This window comes from Ruminiclostridium papyrosolvens C7 (assembly GCF_000421965.1).
Classification (GTDB): domain Bacteria; phylum Bacillota; class Clostridia; order Acetivibrionales; family DSM-1351; genus Ruminiclostridium; species Ruminiclostridium papyrosolvens_A.
Genome location: NZ_ATAY01000020.1, coordinates 31,404 through 51,833, shown reverse-complemented (window position 1 = coordinate 51,833; position 20,430 = coordinate 31,404). Strand labels below are relative to the sequence as shown.

21 protein-coding genes and 1 pseudogene are annotated in these 20,430 nt (G+C 37.2%); all 22 read right to left on the bottom strand.

Annotation, left to right across the window (positions count from 1 at the left end):
* Nucleotides 1-45: 45 nt before the first annotated feature.
* The 22 genes and pseudogenes from L323_RS25250 to fliG all read right to left on the bottom strand — a co-directional run bounded on the left by L323_RS25250 (nt 46) and on the right by fliG (nt 20,414).
* A complete protein-coding gene (locus L323_RS25250) occupies nt 46-951 on the bottom strand; it encodes a MinD/ParA family protein (RefSeq protein ID WP_020814424.1) in 906 nt (301 codons plus the stop codon).
* Between the two features lies 1 nt (nt 952).
* Nucleotides 953-2,122 (bottom strand): flagellar biosynthesis protein FlhF, encoded by a 1,170-nt coding sequence (gene flhF, locus L323_RS25245; RefSeq protein ID WP_020814423.1) that lies wholly within the window; start codon nt 2,120-2,122, stop codon nt 953-955.
* A gap of 49 nt (nt 2,123-2,171) precedes the next feature.
* Nucleotides 2,172-4,196: a flagellar biosynthesis protein FlhA gene (gene flhA / locus L323_RS25240; RefSeq protein ID WP_020814422.1), complete on the bottom strand. Its 2,025-nt coding sequence runs from the start codon at nt 4,194-4,196 to the stop codon at nt 2,172-2,174.
* Nucleotides 4,197-4,231: 35 nt separating this feature from the next.
* Nucleotides 4,232-5,377 (bottom strand): flagellar biosynthesis protein FlhB, encoded by a 1,146-nt coding sequence (gene flhB / locus L323_RS25235; RefSeq protein ID WP_020814421.1) that lies wholly within the window; start codon nt 5,375-5,377, stop codon nt 4,232-4,234.
* A 30-nt stretch (nt 5,378-5,407) separates the two neighbouring features.
* A complete protein-coding gene (gene fliR / locus L323_RS25230; protein WP_020814420.1) occupies nt 5,408-6,205 on the bottom strand; it encodes a flagellar biosynthetic protein FliR in 798 nt (265 codons plus the stop codon).
* A gap of 17 nt (nt 6,206-6,222) precedes the next feature.
* Nucleotides 6,223-6,492: a flagellar biosynthesis protein FliQ gene (gene fliQ / locus L323_RS25225; protein WP_014313932.1), complete on the bottom strand. Its 270-nt coding sequence runs from the start codon at nt 6,490-6,492 to the stop codon at nt 6,223-6,225.
* Nucleotides 6,493-6,566: 74 nt separating this feature from the next.
* Complete coding sequence (gene fliP, locus L323_RS25220) at nt 6,567-7,367, bottom strand: flagellar type III secretion system pore protein FliP (RefSeq protein ID WP_020814419.1); 801 nt, start codon at nt 7,365-7,367, stop codon at nt 6,567-6,569.
* Nucleotides 7,360-7,830: a flagellar biosynthetic protein FliO gene (locus tag L323_RS25215; protein ID WP_020814418.1), complete on the bottom strand. Its 471-nt coding sequence runs from the start codon at nt 7,828-7,830 to the stop codon at nt 7,360-7,362. Before L323_RS25215 ends, fliP begins: the two co-directional genes overlap by 8 nt.
* A 178-nt stretch (nt 7,831-8,008) precedes the next feature.
* The gene (locus L323_RS25210; RefSeq protein ID WP_004621994.1) at nt 8,009-8,371 is read right to left on the bottom strand and encodes a response regulator; all 363 of its coding nucleotides are present in this window, start codon (nt 8,369-8,371) and stop codon (nt 8,009-8,011) included.
* Between the two features lie 36 nt (nt 8,372-8,407).
* Nucleotides 8,408-9,609: pseudogene (gene fliY / locus L323_RS40540) on the bottom strand (flagellar motor switch phosphatase FliY).
* Nucleotides 9,609-10,595, bottom strand: a complete 987-nt coding sequence (gene fliM / locus L323_RS25190) for a flagellar motor switch protein FliM (RefSeq protein WP_014313936.1) — start codon at nt 10,593-10,595, stop codon at nt 9,609-9,611. The pseudogene fliY and the gene fliM overlap by 1 nt, the downstream one beginning before the upstream one ends.
* A gap of 11 nt (nt 10,596-10,606) precedes the next feature.
* Nucleotides 10,607-11,116: a flagellar basal body-associated FliL family protein gene (locus tag L323_RS25185; protein ID WP_020814416.1), complete on the bottom strand. Its 510-nt coding sequence runs from the start codon at nt 11,114-11,116 to the stop codon at nt 10,607-10,609.
* Nucleotides 11,117-11,222: 106 nt separating this feature from the next.
* Complete coding sequence (locus tag L323_RS25180) at nt 11,223-11,420, bottom strand: flagellar FlbD family protein (protein ID WP_020814415.1); 198 nt, start codon at nt 11,418-11,420, stop codon at nt 11,223-11,225.
* A gap of 129 nt (nt 11,421-11,549) precedes the next feature.
* Nucleotides 11,550-12,911, bottom strand: coding sequence for a flagellar hook protein FlgE (locus tag L323_RS25175; RefSeq protein WP_020814414.1), 1,362 nt, complete (start codon nt 12,909-12,911; stop codon nt 11,550-11,552).
* Nucleotides 12,912-13,009: 98 nt separating this feature from the next.
* Nucleotides 13,010-13,411, bottom strand: coding sequence for a TIGR02530 family flagellar biosynthesis protein (locus L323_RS25170; RefSeq protein ID WP_020814413.1), 402 nt, complete (start codon nt 13,409-13,411; stop codon nt 13,010-13,012).
* Nucleotides 13,412-13,451: 40 nt separating this feature from the next.
* Nucleotides 13,452-14,312 (bottom strand): flagellar hook capping FlgD N-terminal domain-containing protein, encoded by an 861-nt coding sequence (locus L323_RS25165; RefSeq protein WP_020814412.1) that lies wholly within the window; start codon nt 14,310-14,312, stop codon nt 13,452-13,454.
* Nucleotides 14,313-14,327: 15 nt separating this feature from the next.
* Nucleotides 14,328-15,863 carry a flagellar hook-length control protein FliK gene (locus L323_RS25160; protein ID WP_020814411.1) on the bottom strand — a complete coding sequence of 512 codons (1,536 nt, stop codon included), beginning with the start codon at nt 15,861-15,863 and terminating at the stop codon, nt 14,328-14,330.
* Nucleotides 15,864-15,933: 70 nt separating this feature from the next.
* Nucleotides 15,934-16,803 carry a MotE family protein gene (locus L323_RS25155; RefSeq protein WP_020814410.1) on the bottom strand — a complete coding sequence of 290 codons (870 nt, stop codon included), beginning with the start codon at nt 16,801-16,803 and terminating at the stop codon, nt 15,934-15,936.
* The gene (gene fliJ, locus L323_RS25150) at nt 16,787-17,254 is read right to left on the bottom strand and encodes a flagellar export protein FliJ (protein WP_020814409.1); all 468 of its coding nucleotides are present in this window, start codon (nt 17,252-17,254) and stop codon (nt 16,787-16,789) included. The genes L323_RS25155 and fliJ overlap by 17 nt, the downstream gene beginning before the upstream one ends.
* 19 nt (nt 17,255-17,273) lie before the next feature.
* The gene (gene fliI, locus L323_RS25145) at nt 17,274-18,584 is read right to left on the bottom strand and encodes a flagellar protein export ATPase FliI (protein ID WP_020814408.1); all 1,311 of its coding nucleotides are present in this window, start codon (nt 18,582-18,584) and stop codon (nt 17,274-17,276) included.
* Nucleotides 18,585-18,616: 32 nt separating this feature from the next.
* A complete protein-coding gene (locus L323_RS25140; protein WP_020814407.1) occupies nt 18,617-19,393 on the bottom strand; it encodes a FliH/SctL family protein in 777 nt (258 codons plus the stop codon).
* On the bottom strand, nt 19,386-20,414 hold the full coding sequence (gene fliG / locus L323_RS25135; protein WP_014313947.1) for a flagellar motor switch protein FliG: 1,029 nt from the start codon (nt 20,412-20,414) through the stop codon (nt 19,386-19,388). The genes L323_RS25140 and fliG overlap by 8 nt, the downstream gene beginning before the upstream one ends.
* Nucleotides 20,415-20,430 lie beyond the last annotated feature (16 nt).

Sequence of the window (20,430 nt, the reverse complement as noted above, 5' to 3'; positions counted from 1 at the left end):
AAAACATACCAAAATAATCCTACCTAATTATAGTATACTCTCTTATTAATGAGTAAACAACCCAACAAAACGGTTCAGAAAACCTTTAATGCCAGATTGTGTATTTTTTTGTTGATTTATGTCGTTTTTTATGAGTGTATCAGCAAGTTCAATGAACAATTTGCTAGTATAATTTTTAGGATAACTTAATAAATATGGTTTCTGAAGCTTTACTGATTTTATTAACATCTGATCAAATGGCAAATAACCCAAGGATTGAAGCTTCATACCTAAAAACTTTTCAGAAACCATTGAAAAGTTGTTGTATACATTTTTAGCCTCTTGCTCACTTTCAGCTCTGTTTATCAAAACATTTATAGCACAATCCTTTTTTATATTTGACACAGTCTTTACTAATGCATATGCATCAGTAATTGACGTCGGTTCAGGTGTTACAACCAGAACAACTTCGTCCGCAGACATTACAAAATTCATAACTGTATCTGACAAACCTGCACCTGTATCTATTAAAATATAATCAGCAATATGATCAAGTAATGACATATTTGCCATAAAAATTTCCAAGGAACTTTTGTCAAGATTAATTAGTTCCTGCACTCCTGACCCACCGGAAATAAATTTTATATTTCCCGGCCCGTCACACAGTATATCCAATAAACCCTTGCCATTTTTAATACAATCCAGCATTGTGTATTTAGGTACTATTCCAAATACGACATCTATATTTGATAAACCCAAGTCAGCATCAATTATTACAACTCTGTAGCCTCTTTGACTAAGAGCTATTGCAAGGTTAACGGTAACATTTGTTTTACCTACTCCGCCTTTACCGCTGGTGACAGTAATAACCTTTGCACGCTTTTGTTCTGCTAAGTTTTGAGGCTGCTGCGGGTTTTCCGTTTTATTAAGATTATTAACTATCTGCCTTAACTTATCAGCTTGATCTATCATATTATGTTATACTCCCCAGTAGATTTTTTGATATTTTTTCTGTGTTTACCACTTCTATATCATCGGGTACGTTTTGTCCGTTAGTTATATACGCCAGAGGTTTATCCGAGTAGCATTTTGTATTGAGTATACTACCATAAACAGGCGTTTCATCAAGCTTTGTAAAGATAAGTCTGTAATTTTGTATAAATCCGTAATTTTTAATTATATCTCTGCAGTTTTTTGAGCTTACTGTTGCACTAAGTACAAGGAATACTTCATCAGCATTGCAGACTTCTATGATTTTTTGTAATTCCTCAAACTTTTGTTTATCCCGGTAGCTGCAGCCTGCAGTGTCTATAAGTATTACATCCTTGTCACTGTAATTCTCTATTTGACTGCTGATTTCCTCTACCGAATATGCAATTGATATGGGAATTCCAAGTATTTCCGCATAAGTCTTGAGCTGGTCAACAGCAGCTATTCTATAAGTATCAGCAGTTATAAAACCGACGTTTTTATTGTTAGTCAACATAAAAGAAGCAGCAAGTTTAGCAAGTGTAGTTGTTTTTCCTACGCCGGTAGGGCCTACAAACAGTATTACCGTGGGCTTGCCGTCCTGCCTGAAGTTGATAGGCTCTGCCTTGCCCAATATTGAAGATATAACAGATAACATAGCGACTGATGCATCATTAATATTCCTTGCATCACTCTTCTCAGCGACTTTTTCTATAATCTTCTGAGCAATATCCTGATCTACTTCGTTTTTAAGCAGGTTATTGTATAATAGTTGAAAAACCTGTGACAATTGTGCAGTTTCATCACTTTTAGCAACATCAGCACTTTTGTTTTCCGGTTTTATAATGTCTAATATACGATCCAATAAAGTCTCTATTTTAGTTACTTTATTCTCTAGCTGAGTTATTTTTTCCTCTTTTTGTGACAGCATATTTTTAGGGCTTATATCGTTTACTAAGGGATTATCAGGTCTTGCTAACTCCTTTCTGGACGTTTTTGCTGAATCATCATCTATTGCGGCCATTACCTCCATCATTGGACTGGTAAAGTACTTTTTTAAGCCTTTTTGCCTTACTTTTTTTGTACTCAATATAATTGCATCATTTCCCAGATCCATTTTGACTTTCAGCAAAGCTTCCTGTGTATTTTTACCCATATAGCGCTTTATTTTCATACGTTAACCTCCGGATTTGTTTGCAATAGATTATTCTTATGAATCTCCATTAAACACTGACCGTTCCTACTGATTGTATTTCAACCCCAGAATCAACTTCATTATAAGATAAAACCACCAAACCTGGAATTACATTTTCTGTCATACGTTTAAAATATAATCTTACAACAGGTGAAGCCAGTATAATCGGTTGACTTCCAAGTTGTATTAGTCTTTGAACATTTTTTGAAACACTGTTTATGATAGTGTTTGATACAGCAGGGTCAAGAGCAAGATATGAACCAAACTCCGTTTTTTGTATGGAATCCAGTATCATTTGTTCTACCTTAGGATCCAGTGTAATTACATTTGTATTTCCGTTAAGGAATTTCTGCGATATTGACCTTCCCAAAGCCTGACGCACATACTCAGTCAGCATGTCAACATCATGAGTGGCAGGAGCATAATCTGCCAAAGTTTCCATAATGGTGACCATATCTCTTATTGTTACATTCTCTTTTAACAGGTTTGCAAGTACTTTTTGTATTTCACCGATGCTCATAATCTTAGGAACGAGTTCATCAACAATAGCCGGGTAAGATTGTTTGATGTTATCCACCAATGCCTGTACTTCTTGTCTTCCAAGCAATTCGAATGAATGTTTCTTTATAACTTCGGTAAGATGTGTTGCTATAATTGAAGGTGGATCAACAACAGTATATCCAAGCATTTCTGCTTTGTCCCTCTGATTTTCCTGAATCCATATTGCTGGCAACCCAAATGCCGGCTCTATGGTTTTTATACCCTCAAGCTCTTCGTCAACATCCCCTGAATTCATAGCAAGGAAATAGTCAAACAACAATTCTCCCCTTGCCACCTGAGTACCTTTTATTTTAATAATATACTCATTTGGTCCTATCTGAATGTTATCTCTTAATCTGATAACAGGTACAATCATACCAAGCTCAAGTGCCAATTGTCTTCTGATTAAAACAACTCTATCCAGCAAATCTCCCCCCTGATTTACATCTGCCAGAGGGATAATACCGTAACCAAACTCAAGTTCTATAGGGTCGACTTGAAGAAGGCTGACAACATTCTCAGGTTTTCTGATTTCCTCAACTTCACTTTCCTGAATCTGCACTTCTTCATCCATATCAGCTTCTTGTTGAAGTTGTTTAATTTTATAAGCTACTAAAAGTAGGGCTGCAGCAAGAATTAGAAAAGGTACGGGGGTTAAAAACGGCGCCATACCGATACTGAGTAGGGCTGCTATAATAAGAACTTTTGGATTATAGAATAACTGCTTTACTACATCCTTGTTAAGATCAGAATCTGCACCTGCACGTGTAACAATAAAACTTGTGGCTGTTGACAGCATAAGTGCAGGCAACTGGCTTACCAAGCCATCACCTATAGTCAGAATTGTATATGTTTGTAAGGCTTCACCTATGTCCTTCCCAAGCATAACAACTCCTATGATGATACCACCTGTGATATTTATCAATGTAATAATAATACCTGCAATGGCATCATTTTTTACGAATTTACTGGCACCATCCATAGAACCGTAAAAGTCTGCTTCTCTTTGTATCTTTCTTCTGCGTTCTTTTGCTTCTGTATCATTTATAAGACCTGTATTCAAATCGGCATCTATAGCCATCTGTTTACCGGGCATAGCATCCAATGTAAATCTCGCTGCAACTTCTGCAACTCTTTCAGAACCCTTTGTAATTACGAGGAAGTTAACAATCATAATTATAAAGAATATAACAAAGCCAACAACCAGATTATTTCTTCCTACAAATTGTCCAAAGCCCCTGATAACATGACCTGCTTCACCATTTGCCAGAATAAGCTTAGTGGCAGTAACATTAAGTGATAGACGAAATATGGTTGTAACTACTATCAACGTTGGAAACACGGAAAGATCCAGTGCCGTTTTGAGATATATTGTATTGAGCATAATTATAGCCGCAAGTATTATATTTACTGCAAGCAAAAAGTCCAACACACCCGTAGGTATTGGCAAAATAAGATTTAAAATTGCAAGTACAACAATTAACGGTACAAAAAAATTGTTAAGCTTTGCCACTTTTTGTCCCCCTTTTCATAAGTAAAACTTCGCCGCTATCCTGCCTTACCGCCGTTTTTCAAGTTGTATACAAACGCAAGTATTTCTGCAACAGCTTGGTATAGATCAGGCGGAATAGCCTGTCCGATGTCTACTGTACTGTACAATGTTCTCGCCAATGGCTTGTTTTCAACAATCTGTACCTTGTTATCAGCGGCTATTTGTTTTATTCTAAGTGCTATATAATCCTGCCCCTTTGCCACTACAAATGGTGCAGTCGACTTTTCTGAATCATACTTTAACGCTACGGCAAAGTGCGTAGGGTTGGTTATAACTACATCAGCCTTTGGAATATCCTGCATCATTCTTTTCAGCGACATCTGACGCTGTTTCTGCTTGATTTTGGACTTAATCTCAGGATTTCCCTCCATCTGTTTATATTCTTCTTTAACTTCCTGTTTAGTCATTTTTAGGTTCTTTTCATAGTCATATCTTTGATATAGATAATCGGCAAATCCCAGAATCACCATAGCCATACATATTCTTAAAGCCACGGTGAATGCTGCATCAGCTATAAATATCAATACACTCATCAAATCAGTATCAATCAGGGTTAAAACCTGTTCGGTTTTTGATTTGAGATATGAGTACGCTACCCACCCCACAATTATTATCTTAATAATTGACTTTAATAGTTCTACTACCGACCTTATAGAAAAAATCCTTTTAAAGCCGCTTAATGGATTTATTCTGTCTCCCTTGATTTTCAAGGTTTCCATAGTAAACAATATCCCGACCTGTGCATAATTAACAATTAGTGCCGTAAGAAAAGCCACTAGAAGTAAAGGTAGCACCGTTTTTGCCAGAACCATTAAGACATCAATAAATAGATTTGCAAGTATATTAAAATCTAATGCATCCTTGACTGTAAGATAATCATTAAATGTCTTTTTCAAATATTGTGTAAGCTGTGCATAAATTGTACCGCCGAATATCCTCATTGCAACAACAGCTACAATAAGGATTAATGATGCTGTCACTTCTCTGCTCTGAAATACTTGGCCCTTTTTCCTTGCATCACTTTTCTTCTTTGGAGTTGCTTTCTCTGTTTTATCCTCTGCACCACCGGATGCAAAAAGTTGATAATTTAATTCCAACCTACAATCTGCTTCAAATATATTGTTTGTTATGGGGTTTCTCATTCCACCCTCCAATTGGCGACGAATAAATTTTTATGTTTTCAAGGAATTCCCCATATCCTTAAGGAACTTGAATATCTGTGTATTCATGTCATCAGTAATAACTGTTACTATATATACAAAAGCAGGTATTGTTATCATAACAATAAGTATACCTAAAAATATTTTCAAAGGCATACCAAGTATAAATACATTCATTTGAGGTATAGTCTTTGATATAATTCCCAAAACCACATCAGTAATAAAAATTGCAGCTACTACGGGAGCGGCTATTTTGAAGCCCATACTGAAGACTCCCGCTATAAGGCCTATTACATCGTCTGTAAGCTTGGGACCAATTACTCCGCTTCCTAACGGAACAATCTGAAAGCTTTCAAATAAAGCCTTAATCAACATGTGGTGCCCATTTGTCACCAAAAAAATAATCATTGCCAATATAAAATAAAGATTTGCAGTAACAGGAATCTGTATATTTGACATTGGATCAAAAACATTTACCATTCCAAACCCAATCTGCATGTCAATAATCTGTCCCGCCAGATATATACATGTAAATACCGCATAAGCTACAAATCCTAATATTATACCGACTAAGAATTCTTTTAATATATATAAAGCAAAAATTAAAAAATTATCAGTATTAATTATATGATCAACCCTTATGACACTAGACGCTAAAATAGCAGTTATAAAGGCAAATCCAACTTTATAGTATACAGGTATGTTCCTTCTTCCAAAAATGGGAGCTGTTACAAACAATCCTGTCATCCTTACAAATACAAGCAGAAATAGTTCTACATTGTTAAGCAACATACCAAAAGGTATCTGCAATGCTCTCAACTCCCAAATTATTTTATAAACTGATTAATGTTTATAAATATATTCTGTGTATATTCTATCAATACTCTCAACATCCATGAGCCGAAAAGTGCTATGGCAGCCACAACCGATAAAATTTTCGGAACGAAGGTCAAAGTCTGCTCCTGAATCTGTGTAGTTGCCTGAAAAATACTTATTACCAAACCGACAACCATACTGATTAGCAGAATAGGTGCGGATACATACAATATTACTTTTAAAGCTTCTTGTGCAATGTTTATAATGCTGCTCTCGTCCATTGAGAATCCACCCCTCTATACACTAACGTAAAACTATTACTCAATATACAAACCAACTTTATCCTCCCGGCTCGTCACCGGGCGAAACTAGTAATAATTGATTGTGTAAGCATAGACCATCCGTCCACCAGTACAAATAGTAATATCTTAAAAGGCAATGAAATCATTATTGGAGGAAGCATCATCATACCCATTGACATCAATGCACTCGATACAACCATATCAATTATCAAAAAGGGAAGAAATATCAAAAATCCAAATTTAAATGCTACGGTAAGTTCACTTATTAAAAAGGCCGGTGCAACTATGGTAAGTGACAGCTTAGAAGCATCCTGAACCTTTACAGGATCCTTCTGACCTCCAAGAGTCATAAATAACTCCAAATCCTTTTCCCTTTTATTACTGAAAATCTGCTTAACCATCCAGGTTTTAATGCTTTGAGAACTTTTATCTATAGCCTGCTGCTGTGTAATTTTCCCGTTTGTGTAGGGCTGAAATGCATTTTCATTAATATCAGACAGTACGGGACTCATAACAAACAGTGTAATAAATAAAGCTAAACCTATTAATACCTGATTAGGCGGCATCTGCTGAGTTCCAAGAGCATTTCGTAAAAAGGACAGAATAATTATTATCCTGGTAAAGCCTGTCATCATAATCAATATTGAAGGTGCAATTGCCAGAACCGTTAATGTTATTAAAAGCTGTATACTTGAAGAAACCTCTTTAGGGTCACTGGATGCGCCTATATTTACGCCGTCTTTAGTAACAGATACTGTTGGTTCAGCAAGAGCTTGTCCGCCCATTAAGCAAAAAATAACAACCAGAATTCCGGTAAATATTATTAACCTTTTAACTTTCCTCTTTTTATCCATTTTCGCTCCGATGATTATTCATACTATTAGACAGGTTTTTTAGCTTTTCTAAATTATTCCTGAAAACCACATTATTCTCACTTTCATTTTCATGTTGTGAGGGTTCAGGGACTTTTTCTTTAGTCTTTGCACCAAAAGTTAACCCGTTAGTGTATTTTTTCAGTATTGATGTAAAATCAACAACCTCTGAAATTGGATTTTTTACTTCTTGCTCCTGATAATCATTGATACTAACTTTTGATAAAAATTCGACATTTTTATTTGAAGCAGCTACAATAAAAAATTCATTATCAACTTTAATAAGATGAATCCTGTTACTAGTGCCAAGGTTAAGGGTCTCAATAATCTGCATGTAATTTCCTTTAAGGATTTTCTTGGACTTATAGGCCAGATACCTTGTAGTCAGAAGCAATAGAACCATAACTACTATAAAAGCCAGTATAACAGTAAATACCTTCCCCATAATTCATTAAGCCCCTCTGCAATTTTTGTTACTTACATGCTTTTAAGCCGACTAACTCATCCATTATAAAATATCCTGCTGTTATCAGTAAAAGTTGTATGGCAATAGAAACAAATTCCTTCAACATACAGCCTTCTCAGCACTCAGCAGGATATCACAATTTAAAGCCTGTTTTTTGTTAACCAATAACTTTCTTTACTGCTTCAACAACACGATCTGCTTGGAATGGCTTAACTATAAAATCCCTTGCACCTGCTTGAATTGACTCAATAACCATAGCCTGCTGTCCCATAGCTGAGCACATGATAATCTTAGCATCACTATGTATTTTTTTAATCTCTCTAACTGCTGTTACACCATCCATTTCAGGCATAGTGATATCCATTATAACCAAATCAGGAGTAAGTTCCTTATATTTTTCGATTGCCTTTAACCCATTGTCAACATCTGCAGCTATTTCATAACCGTTTTTTGATAAAATATCTTTAATCATCATCCTCATAAATGCTGCATCGTCAACAATTAAAATACTCTTCCCCATAACTTATCTCTCCTTAACAATTTGTTGATTTTATAACTATAATCGTTTTGATGGATGAATTATATCTGTAATCCTTACACCAAAGCTTTCATCAATAACAACAACTTCTCCCTTGGCAATAGCTTTACCATTGACTAAAATGTCAACCGGTTCACCAGCCAGTTTATCAAGCTCAATTACTGAACCTGATCCAAACTCAAGTATATCTTTTATTAATTTTTTGAGTTCTTCCCAGTTCAACTGTTACTTGCAGAGGCAAGTCCATAATAAGGCTTATGTTCTTTTTCTCTGTTGCTGAAAGCCCATCATCAAAAGCCTGAAATTGTGCAGGCTGAATATTTACAGGACTCCTTTGCCTTTGAGGCTCCTGATAACCTCCGTCAAAGCCAAAGTTAGGCATGGCCTGTTTGCATCATCGGCTGTTGCATTTGCGGCTGCATTACCGGTTGTACAGGTGGCTCGATGTATGAATTCTGATTACTGAACGAAGGAGCCTGCTGTGGTGGAACAGGAGTTTTCGGCGGTTCAGGTATTACAGAATCCCGTTTATCTTCTGTTGAATTGAATAATGACGATACAAGTTCCTTAGCAAACTTAATCGGAAGCAACTGCATTATTTCACTATCAATCAAGTTTCCAACAACCATTTTAAATGCTATTTTAACCAACTGCTCATCCGGCTTAAATTCACCATATGGATCACTGCTGTCAAAACTTACAGTATAAGCCTTTGGTGGTGATATGTCAATCCTCTTGGAAAACATGGACGACATAGATGTCGCTGAGGACCCAATCATTTGATTCATGGCTTCACTGATTGCACTTAAATGAAGATCGGTCAGATCGCCTTCTATTTTGACACCTTCTCCTCCCATCATTAAATCAGTAATGATTTTAACATCATCCTGCTTTAAGATTAAAAGATTAGAGCCAATCAATCCGTCTGTATATTCTACTTTTACAGCAACGTACTGAGAAGAATAGCTCTTGGATAACTCCTCCCAAGTAGATAGTGTTACATTAGGAGTAGTTATTGTTACCTTCTGGGATAATAAAGTAAATAGTGTTGTTGCAGAAGTACCCATGCTTATGTTTCCAATTTCACCCAGCGCATCAATTTCCTGTGATGTTAATGTTTCAGTTGTACTATTGCTGCCTGTTGCGTCGTCTGGTTCTTCTGAAGAGGAAGTACCATTCAATAGTGCATCTATTTCTGCTTGTGTGAGCATATCTCCCATTAATCTTCCTCCCTTCTAAGAACTTCAGTAATTTTAACTGCCACTTTATTCTTTTTTACACCTGGTTTAGCATTAAACTTAGGCAAATCACCTACCAATATTTCAAGGTCTCCATTAACATTTGTATCAAGAGGCAAAACATCTCCGCTCTGCAAATCAAGAAACTCGCTTATGCTTATGGAAGTCCTTCCCAATACTGCCCTGACCGGAACATATGTATGTTCAATCTTAAACTCAATATCGGATTTATTATGTTCAATCTTTTCATTCTCAACATTGGTAAACCAAAGTTTAGTACTGAGCTTAGGCATTATAGGTTCAACTGTCATATGCGGAATACAAATATTAATCATACCTTTTACTTCTCCGACTACAACATTCAATGTAATCAAAGCAACCATTTCATTCGGATGGATTATCTGTGCAAACTGTGCATTTGTCTCAATTTTTTCAAGCCTTGGCTTTATGGCAATTATACTCTCCCAAGGCTCTCTCATTAAATTGAGCATCTGAATGATAATCCTCTCTATAATAGCTATTTCTATTTCTGTGAATGAACGGACACGCTCCATTGATGCACCTCTGCCCCCAAGAATCCTATCAATAAGGGCATATGCAATGCTAGGGTCCATTTCAAATATAACAGAACCATTTAATGGAGTAAAATCAACAATGGCAAGAATTATCGGGTTTGCCAGAGAGTTACTGAATTCACTATATTGCAGGGCATCCACCGACAAAACATCTACCTGTACCAATGATCTCAAATATCCCGATAAAAACGACTGAACGAGTCGCGCATAGTTTTCATTGATAAATTGCAATGTTCTTTTATGATCATTTGCAAACTTAGGCGGTTTTTTAAAGTCATGAATTTTAACTTTCTTTTCGGTTTTAGTTGATTGAATCTGCTGAACATCTATATCGCCTGTTGTTAAAGCTTTTAGCAGCTCATCAATCTCATTTTGAGAAAGTATATCACCCACAAGCTCACCCCCTATTGATATAACCAGTAGTCAAAGATTAAATTATAAACAAGTGGACTTGTCTTTTTTTCATTTTGGGTCAATATTTCATTTATCTCTTTAGTGAGACAATCTGAAGCTTTCTTCTTAGCGTCAAGCTGACTAACATCGTCAAGAGTTAACCCTTGAAAATAAGTGCCTATAGCCTGATTAATTTCTTTTGAATAGAAATCAATCTTTGCGGCCACTTCTTCTTCTTTCAAGTCATCAGTGGTCTTATAATACTTCATACTTGCACTGATTGATATAACCGCTACCTGTTTGTTGTCTGTCTTTTTAAGGTTAAAGTTCCTGTTCTCAAAAATTGTTTTTATAGCCAGATCCTCATCTGACGGTACCTTGTCGGTTACAACAACAACTTCTTGATCTCCTCCGGAACCGTTATTTCCAAAAAAGAAGAACCCTATTGCAAGGAAAGCAAGTGTTATAGATAGAAAAGCTACAATCACCAATAAAATAAAATAGCTGCTTTTTCCCTCCAAATTTATTTCCCCCTTCAAGCTTATGTATCCAGCAAATAATTACATTAGCATATAAAATGTAAACACATTATTTATTCAGGTTTATCAAATATCCAGAACTTCAGGGCTAATTTTCATTAGCATATTTTAAAATACCGGCTTTAAATTGCATTACTTTTTTAACAACTTCATCAACGTTCTCACAAACTACATATTTTTTACCGTTGGTAAGTGTTATAACAGTATCTGGTGTACTCTCAAAACACTCTATTAAATCACTGTTCAAGACGAAGGACGTCTTGTTTAACCTGGTTAATCTTATCATAATATTTTTGCTCCAAAAACACAATAGATAAATCTCAACAAATTTACAAAACAGGACCTAAATCGATATTTTACTACTATAGACTAGGCTTTAAGCCTTAGTCTATAGTAGTTATTATTAACTAATAAATTACCTCTTTAGGTTTACTAGCTCCTGCAACATTTCATCTGATGTTGTTATTATTCTGCTGTTTGCCTGAAAACCCCTCTGTGTAATAATCATATCCGTAAACTCTCTTGAAAGGTCTACATTGGACATTTCTAGAGTACCCGGACTCAATGTACCCACTCCCTGTGAACCTGCCGGTACACCTTTAATAAAGTCACCGGAGTTGGTTGTCGGTATAAACAGGTTTCCTCCAACCTTCTGCAAGCCGGCAGGATTGTCAAAGCCTGCAAGTGCTATAAGTCCTAAAGGCTGCTGCTGACCATTGCTGTAAACGCCTGTTAACATACCGTCTGAACCGACGTTGAAGGTAACAAGGTTTCCTGTTGTATATCCGTTAACATTAGATGGTTTCACGGAGCTATCAGCTGCGTACTGAGTTAACTTTTTGAAGTCAAGAGTAATATCAATCTTATCTGTACCGCTACCTGCGCCCGGATCAAAATTTAAAACAGCCTGTTCAGGAGAAGTTGTATCTCCTAATACCAACTTACCTTTCGAATCGAATATAACCTTACCTTCCGTAGCTGAAACACTGTTGCCGTCCTTATCACTAATACTGTAAGTCCATTGTGTAGCGGGTTGCGTACCAGTAGTACCATCTGGATTAGTAACAGGAATAGTTAATGTTGAGTCGGTTTTTCTAAAGTTTACATTCAACTCATGAGCATTCCCCAAAGAATCATAAATGGTAAAAGGTACAGAAAACTGTGCTGTAGTGTCAGTGGACGCTTTAGTTGCATAGGCTGAATTCAGGTTTCCTGAAAATTCTGCATAAGTAGTAGCCTTAGCTGCTATTATCTTCTTATTTCCGTTGGTTGCATCAGAGTACAGATTTATCGGTCCAATCTGGGTTTCAGTATCAAACTTTACAGTACCATCACCCAATGTTTCATACTTAGTCCAACCATACACATTCATACCGTCGCCGGATACCAGATTTCCCAACTTGTCCAGACCAAAGTTTCCCGCCCTGGTGAATTTAAAGGTATCAGCAGTGGAGCCCTTCACTATAAAGAAGCCGTCTCCTGAAATGGACAAATCAGTAGGGTTATCGGTTCTTTGCGGACTTCCGCCGGTCATTTGGTTGTCGATTGAACCAACTGCAATACCCAAACCAATCTGCATAGGGTTTGTACCGCCTCTTGCAGTGGCAGCATCAGGTGCTCCTGCACCTCTCAAAGTCTGGTTGAATATTTCCTGGAAGGTTACTCTTCCTGCTTTAAAACCTAATGTGTTTACATTTGCAACGTTATTACCTATAACGTCCATTTTTGCCTGGTGTGCCTTTAGTCCTGATACACCAGAAAACATAGATCTCATCATAATTTTTTGACCCCCTCATTTAAGGTTATCTTATTGTTCCGTCCGTCGTTCGGGAACATTTTCAGCCTCCCGTTTGGGTCCAGCCGAATTTTACTTTGCTATGCAAAAATTGCACCATCAATGTTTGTAAATACGTTTTCTTTTAATTCACTATTGTTCACTGCCGTTACAACCGTTTTACTGTTTACGTTAACAACAAATGCCATGTCATCAAGTATTACCAGCGAGTCCTTAATCCCTTTCTGCTGAGCTTTTGAAACTGCATTACTGATCTTGTCCTTTTGAGTCTGGGTAAGATCAATATTTCTGGCTTGCATTCTAATTTCAGCATGCTTTGAAAATTTAACTCCGGAACCCTTGTCAATCGCCTGCTGAAGAAAATTTTCAAAATTAACTCCTGAAGCATTGTTGTTGACATTTCTGGGATTCCCCGTTTGAACGTTCCCGGTTGTTAATGGCGGCTTAATTATCCTGTTTGAATAATTATTACTGATTACCATAACTCACCTTCTCTCACTTAGCAACTCCCAATGTGTCTGCCTATGGCTTTTGTATATTTGATACACTGTACACTGATATATACATGTTATCAAGTACTGCGGTTACCTTACCAGTGTTTTCATCTATACTATAGCTCTTCAATGTTGCTGTAACAGGTACCTTTGCTCCTGTGGTACTATCCTTTATGGTTACCTTAACCTGCTTATCAGCTTCGGTTGTTCCGTTTACCTTTTGTTCAAGATAATTTTTGAGATAATTCGGGTCTACAGCAGTCGAGCCTGTTGCTTCCGCAATCTCAACGTTTACACCGTCCATTACGGCATAGTCCTCGTTAGCACCTCTCTGAATCTGTTTTACATTTCCTGAGAGATAAATAACATTACCGTTGGATGAATCATATACCGCACCTTTTACTTTATAACCTAACAGATTTGAATAGTCAGCCAGATTTGCATAAGAATTGTAAAGTGCGTCATCAACCTGTGCAATACTGTCTACATCAATGTCCTTGTTATTAACCACAACAAAGGTTTTTCCATCCTTCATTTTAACACTTGAAACTGTACCCTGTACGGAATTAACTTCAAGAGTTTTGTCATCTGTTGTTGTTGCTGAAATAACCTTTCCTATCAGGGTGAATGCCTGAGATTTAGTCATTGAACCGTTCATATTCTGCATTTGTTCAAGAGAGCTGAATTGAGCCATTTGGGCTATAAACTCCTTGTCGTCTACAGGCTGCAATGGATCCTGATATCTTAACTGTGTTACCAAAAGATTAAGAAAATCATTTTTCCCAAGCTCACCGCCGGTTTTTCTGGCAGCTGCATCCTGCTTGCTCTTGGTACTTTCGATTATCTGGTCAATTGTCAGTGAGTTATTTACTCCGCTTGTTTGTGCCATAAACGTACCTCCTTTCTATGCAGTCAGGTTAATTGTATTCAGGTCATCGGTATACTGTGCCAACCTCTCGGGAAGATTCTCCAAGAGACTTGCTCCGGCAACATTTGACCCTGTCACACCTTCTGCATGTTTAATTCCATTTCCTGAACCGTTATTTTTGCCTTGAGTCAAACTCTGATTACGGTTTTCACTTCTGTTCTCCTGTCCAACCTGAACACTCACACCGTCTATAGCTATGCCCTGTTTTTGCAGTGAATCCTTTAGTAACTGCATGTTTGTTTCAATAATTTCTTTTACCTGCTGACTTTCAGCTATAAATTTTGCAGCTACTATACCCTGCTCAGTAACAACCTTTAGTTCAAGCTTTCCTAAGTGGTCAGGCTTTAGCTGAATGACCATTTCTGTTTTATCCTGTCCCAAAATCACTTTCGCTTGTTCCATAACCTGATTTACAACCTCTGAGGTTTTAATTGGCTGGCGAACTGAAAAAACTGATTTTTCAGCAGTTACCTGGCTGTTATTTAGGACGGACTTAACGTCTCCTACTGCTTGAAAATTCTGAGTCAAATTCTGCTCATCTGTTGTTGCTGTTTGAGCTGAAGTATTCAACCCTTGCAGTCCCAAATGTGGCTTGGTTGACTCTGTACTTTCATCATTATTCTCCTTGGGCACATCTTTTGTTTTAGTTTCAGTATCAATTTTTTTAGTATCAGCTTTTTTATTGTCACCTTCAAGAGATACTTCCTCTACAACATCAGTATCAGTATTTTGAGAAACGGCAGTTTCCACTGGTTGCGACTGAGATTTCATTACCGCTATTATTTTTGCTGCTTCGTCACTAATTAGCCCCTGATTATTCTGTCCGTTTTCAATAAGTGTGTCCAGCTTCTCTTTAATATTTGAAGCTACCTTTGACAAATCAATAGACACTTTTCCTGCCTGTGGATTAATATCCTCACCTGCCGGAATGTTATTAGTAGTTTCAGTAACACCTTCTGACTCGGGTTTTATCTGGTTTGTAACTTCTGTAGTCAACTTTAGCAGAATGTCCTTTTGCTTGTCATTGAGTTCAAGCAAATCAGATACCTTTTGCATAAAAACAGTCAATTTGTCAATATTCTTGAGATCTTTCAACGAAAAACCAAGTTGTTTTGCAAGGTCAGCCAACTGTCCGGGCGCAATCCCCAGCATTTGTGCAAGAGCTGATATCTGCTCATCGTACTTTTCAGATGCTTGAGCTTCGTCTTTGCTTACATTTGCTAATTCCTTATTGGAATCGACTTGCACTACTGACTTTGTGGATACAGACTTTTTACTCATCTGAACTTCTGCAAATGATTTAAATTTCGTTTTACTGTCATTATCCTGTGCGGTATTGTTGTTTGCTGCAGTATCATTACGTTTTGAATAATTGTTTACAGTGTTATCAAGTACTGATTTAAATGATGTGCCGGGTGAACTCTGTGACGTTTTGGATTTAATATTCAAAATGTCATTGCCGCTGTCCTGATTCAAGTTAAGTTTTAGTAAATTACTACTGGTCATTATCATTTTCTCACCTCCTTTTTTTATTATATTTATGTAATGGAGTAGGAATTCTCCGTTCCCCCAATTACCTGAATTATTTTTTTTGAGTAGTCCCTGAGACACCAACCTTGTATTCCTTAGCCAATTGTTCAGATACCTTTGCCGCAAAGGCAGGTGTCATTTCAGTTAGTATTTCACCTGCGGTATCCTTTTTGAGATTTTTCATTATATCAATTATTAGTGCCATTTTACCGCTGCCCATCTGTTCCATTATCCCGGCAACAGCTGATGCATCCATTTGTTCATATATTGAACAGTATTTTTTAACATCGGTACTGATCTTTTCTTCTTTCATAATGCTTTCATATAATTCTTCAGCTTTTTGCGGGTTAACCTTCTTAAAATAGTTCTTATATTCGGTTGTATCCCCTGCAGATATAACCTCAGACAGCTTGTCATACTCCTTTTGAAGACTGTCCTTTTGGGATTGCAATTTATTTCTTTCAGTCTCAATTGTGTCCTTCTGTTGCTGAAGCAATGTGGTATTACTGTCCTTTGCAGTTACCTGATTTTTAGTATTATCTAACTGCTTTGTTAAGTCTTCAACCCGCTTTTCCAGTTCTTCTTTTTGTGTTTTAATCTCGTTGTATTTGCTTCTTACCTGCTCTTCAGTCATATTTTTCTCGTCCTCGGGGTCAGGTTTCTCCGGCAGAGACCACTTTAGCACAGGTATGCCCCGTATGCTGTCTCCCATACTGTCTGCAACACCATTTACATTGAATTTGACAGCAAGAAACAATGCTCCCCCAATAATTAATACAACAAGCAATAAAGCTGTTATTATTGATACTATATAAAAAAGAGCGCTGGCCGTCTTTTTCTCATGTTTTTTTGACACTTCTGTCTTTTTAAAAAGTGTTTCTACTTTTTCATCTTGTTCTGTAATATTAATATTTTCCGGCATTTTCTTCTCCTGAACCATCCTTGAACTTAAAACTGTTAAGTTCATCTATTAATAGTTGTTCTGCTTTACCCTGTTCCTTTAAGAACTCGCCATATTTCTTTTCTCTAAGTTTATCCAGTATCTTTCGCTCCTGTACTGCTTTGACCAGACTCTCTCTTCTTATATCGACTTGATTCTTGGCAACATTTACATTTTCTTTCTGTTCTGTTATTCTTTGCTTTAAAAAGGACAAATAATTATTATAGGCCCTTATCTGACTAATGGAAATTCCTTGGTCCACCTTTGAATTAAGCTCACTGATAGAAGATTCTCTGGTTGTTTTCAAACCGGTCAAAAATTCTTTTTGCTTCTCTAACTCTCTTGAAGCTAAGGCCAGGTTATTTTTAGCATTGTCCTCCATCTGTACTTTAAGATTTCGTACCGATTCAAGTCTAAATCCGAACTTTTGCAATCAATCCCAGCCTCCTTTACTATTTCAGTAAACTAAGTACTTGTGAATGTATATCCTCAAACGAAACCTTTTCATCAGTTTCCTGTTGAAGAAATGAAGTTATATCATCAATACTCTCTATTGCATAGTCTATCTTCTCATTACTTCCTTTTACATATGCACCTATATTGATTAAATCCTCTGCATCTCTATGTACAGCCATTATTTTCTTAATTTCATTTGCGCTTTTTTTATGTTCTTTATCAATAATATCACCCATAACCCTGCTGACACTTGCAAGAACGTCAATGGCAGGATAATGATTTTTGTTTGCCATTGCTCTTGATAGAACAATATGTCCGTCAAGTATTCCTCTGGCAGTATCAGTTACAGGTTCCGTAAGGTCATCACCATCTACCAGTACAGTGTACAATCCTGTTATAGACCCCTTCTCAGAAGTCCCTGCTCTCTCAAGTAATTTAGGAAACACAGAGAAAACCGACGGTGTATATCCTCGTGACACAGGAGGTTCCCCTATGGAAAGTCCTACTTCTCTTTGTGCCATTGCATATCTTGTTAATGAATCCATCAAAAGTAGAACATCCTTGCCGCAATCCCTGAAGTATTCTGCAATTGCAGTTGCAACCATGGCTCCTTTAAGCCTTATTAATGCAGGCTGGTCAGAAGTAGCTACTACCACTACCGACCTTGCAAGTCCTTCGTCTGCTAAATCCCTTTCCAGGAACTCCCTTACTTCTCTTCCTCGTTCTCCAATTAAAGCAATAACATTTATATCAGCTTTTGTATTTCTTGCAACCATACCCATCAAAGTACTCTTACCGACACCACTTCCGGCAAAAATACCAACTCTCTGTCCTTTACCTATTGTCAAAAGTCCGTCAATAGCTCTTACACCCAAAGGCAAAGGCTCTGAAATCCTTTTTCTGGTTAAAGGGTTAGGAGGCTTATTATCGGTTTTATAAAAATGTTCGGATTGCAAGCTTCCCTTATCGTCTATCGGGTTTCCCAAACCGTCCAAAACCCGGCCTATCAATTCAGGTCCCACTGCAACCTTTAATATATCGCCATTGGCTGAAACAGTACTACCCGGCCCTATGCCAAGCATTTCACCTAAAGGCATTAACAAAACCTTTTCGTCCTTAAACCCTACCACTTCTGCTTTGAGTCTATTGCCACCGGGGATGTGTATATTACAAAGGTTCCCAATACTCACCTGCGGACCGTCCGATTCTATAGTAAGTCCCACAACCTTTGAAACCTTACCGATATAATCTATATATTCTTTTGACTTTAATGCTTCCCTGTATTTTATTAGGTTAACGCCTGACATTTGACCTCCTATAAAGAAAGCTGCAACGCACCTTAATTTGTTGATTCATTTAATATGTCTTTAAAGTCATTTTCTATTTTTTCTATTTTAGTTGCTGCACTTGCATCTATGCTACCGAAGGAAGTCTCGATGATACAGCCGCCTTCTTTTAATGAAAGGTCTTTTTTAATTTCTATTTCCTCGGACCTTTCAAGCATTGATTCCAATTCATACTTATTCTCGTTAACAAAATCAAAATCCTGTTCACTTAATTTAAGAATTGCCTTCCTATCTTTTGAACACTTTTCAAAAGCATCCTTAACCAAGAGCAATATATTCTGCTTGCATTCCAGTTCTTTACTGATTACTTTTTTTGCAATATCAAGAATGGTATTTACCGAATCCTCTTCCAAAGAATCCAGAACCTGCTTGTATTCAATACCAGCTTGGGTCTTAATATCCTGAGCTTCTTTAATAAGTGCTTCATATTCCTGTTTGGCTTGAGCTAATCCCTGCTCATAGCCTTCTGATCTTGCTTCCTCATAAACCTGTTGTTTAAGATTTTCTACATCAACAGATGCATTTTTTATAATATCCTTTGCTTCAAGCAAGGCTTCCTTTATTATCATATCTGCTTCTGCTTTGGCCTTATTAATAATGCCTTCGCCCATAGCAATATAATCGACTTGTTGCTGGTCATCTTCATCGTCCTGATCCAAATCCAACTTAAGTCCTATATTTCTTACGGGAGGTTGATATGTTACAGGAAACTTAACCTGGAACGGAATGCCTACATTTACCTGATTGTTTTTATATATCTTATTAGACAATTATTTCGTCGCCTCCCCCTCTTGAAATAACTATCTCGCCTGCATCCTCAAGCTTACGAATAATATTAACAATCTTCTGCTGTGCTTCTTCAACATCTTTGAGCCTTACAGGTCCCATAAATTCCAAATCTTCTCTGATCATTTCGCTCAGACGCTTGGACATATTGGCAAATATAAGCTTCTGTACATCATCTGTTGCACCCTTAAGAGCAACTGCCAACTGATTGTTATCAACCTCTCTGAGGAATCTCTGAATTGATCTTCCGTCAAGAGTAAGAATATCTTCGAATACAAACATACGCCTCTTAATTTCTTCTGCAAGATCGGTATCTTCGATTTCTAATGTTTCCATAATGAATTTTTCCGTTCCTCTGTCAACAGAGTTGAGGATATCAACAATAGACTGAACACCACCGGCAGCAGTATAGTCCTCTGTAACCAAGGAAGAAAGTTTTTTTTCAAGAATTCGTTCAACTTCCTTTATTATATCAGGAGATGTTCTGTCCATCGTAGCTACTCTACGTGCAACATCTGCTTGCTTGTCCTGTGGAAGGGCTGATAGCACTACAGACGCCTGATGTGGTTTTAAATACGCCAGTATCAATGCAATTGTCTGAGGATGCTCCCCCTGAATAAAGTTAAGCAACTGTGACGGATCCGTTTTTCTCACAAAATCAAAAGGCCTAACCTGTAATGATACTGTAAGTTTATTTATTATGTCTACAGCCTTTTGAGAGCCTAAAGCCTTCTCAAGTATATCTTTTGCATAGCCGATACCACCTTCGGCAATATACTCCTGTGCAAGACATATCTGATAGAACTCCTCAAGAACTCTTTCCTTTTCATCAGGAGATACAGCCCTTATGTTGGCAATCTCCAAGGTTAACTGCTCTATCTCATCCTCTTTTAAATGCTTGAATATCTCAGCTGACTTATCAGGGCCAAGGGAAATAAGCAGCATTGCAGCTTTTTCCCTGCCACTGTATTCTGTCTTTGCACTTGCTTTAGCCAAGCTTTTCACCCCACATATACATTTT

Bases quoted from the DNA above. Each gene is read 5' to 3' on its own strand.
- L323_RS25250 (WP_020814424.1), bottom strand. From the start codon at position 951: ATGATAGATCAAGCTGATAAGTTAAGGCAGATAGTTAATAATCTTAAT.
- flhF (WP_020814423.1), bottom strand. From the start codon at position 2,122: ATGAAAATAAAGCGCTATATGGGTAAAAATACACAGGAAGCTTTGCTG.
- flhB (WP_020814421.1), bottom strand. From the start codon at position 5,377: ATGAGAAACCCCATAACAAACAATATATTTGAAGCAGATTGTAGGTTG.
- fliQ (WP_014313932.1), bottom strand. From the start codon at position 6,492: ATGGACGAGAGCAGCATTATAAACATTGCACAAGAAGCTTTAAAAGTA.
- fliP (WP_020814419.1), bottom strand. From the start codon at position 7,367: ATGGATAAAAAGAGGAAAGTTAAAAGGTTAATAATATTTACCGGAATT.
- L323_RS25215 (WP_020814418.1), bottom strand. From the start codon at position 7,830: ATGGGGAAGGTATTTACTGTTATACTGGCTTTTATAGTAGTTATGGTT.
- L323_RS25210 (WP_004621994.1), bottom strand. From the start codon at position 8,371: ATGGGGAAGAGTATTTTAATTGTTGACGATGCAGCATTTATGAGGATG.
- L323_RS25180 (WP_020814415.1), bottom strand. From the start codon at position 11,420: ATGATAAGATTAACCAGGTTAAACAAGACGTCCTTCGTCTTGAACAGT.
- L323_RS25175 (WP_020814414.1), bottom strand. From the start codon at position 12,911: ATGATGAGATCTATGTTTTCTGGTGTATCAGGACTAAAGGCACACCAG.
- L323_RS25170 (WP_020814413.1), bottom strand. From the start codon at position 13,411: ATGGTAATCAGTAATAATTATTCAAACAGGATAATTAAGCCGCCATTA.
- L323_RS25165 (WP_020814412.1), bottom strand. From the start codon at position 14,312: ATGGCACAAACAAGCGGAGTAAATAACTCACTGACAATTGACCAGATA.
- L323_RS25160 (WP_020814411.1), bottom strand. From the start codon at position 15,863: ATGATAATGACCAGTAGTAATTTACTAAAACTTAACTTGAATCAGGAC.
- L323_RS25155 (WP_020814410.1), bottom strand. From the start codon at position 16,803: ATGCCGGAAAATATTAATATTACAGAACAAGATGAAAAAGTAGAAACA.
- fliI (WP_020814408.1), bottom strand. From the start codon at position 18,584: ATGTCAGGCGTTAACCTAATAAAATACAGGGAAGCATTAAAGTCAAAA.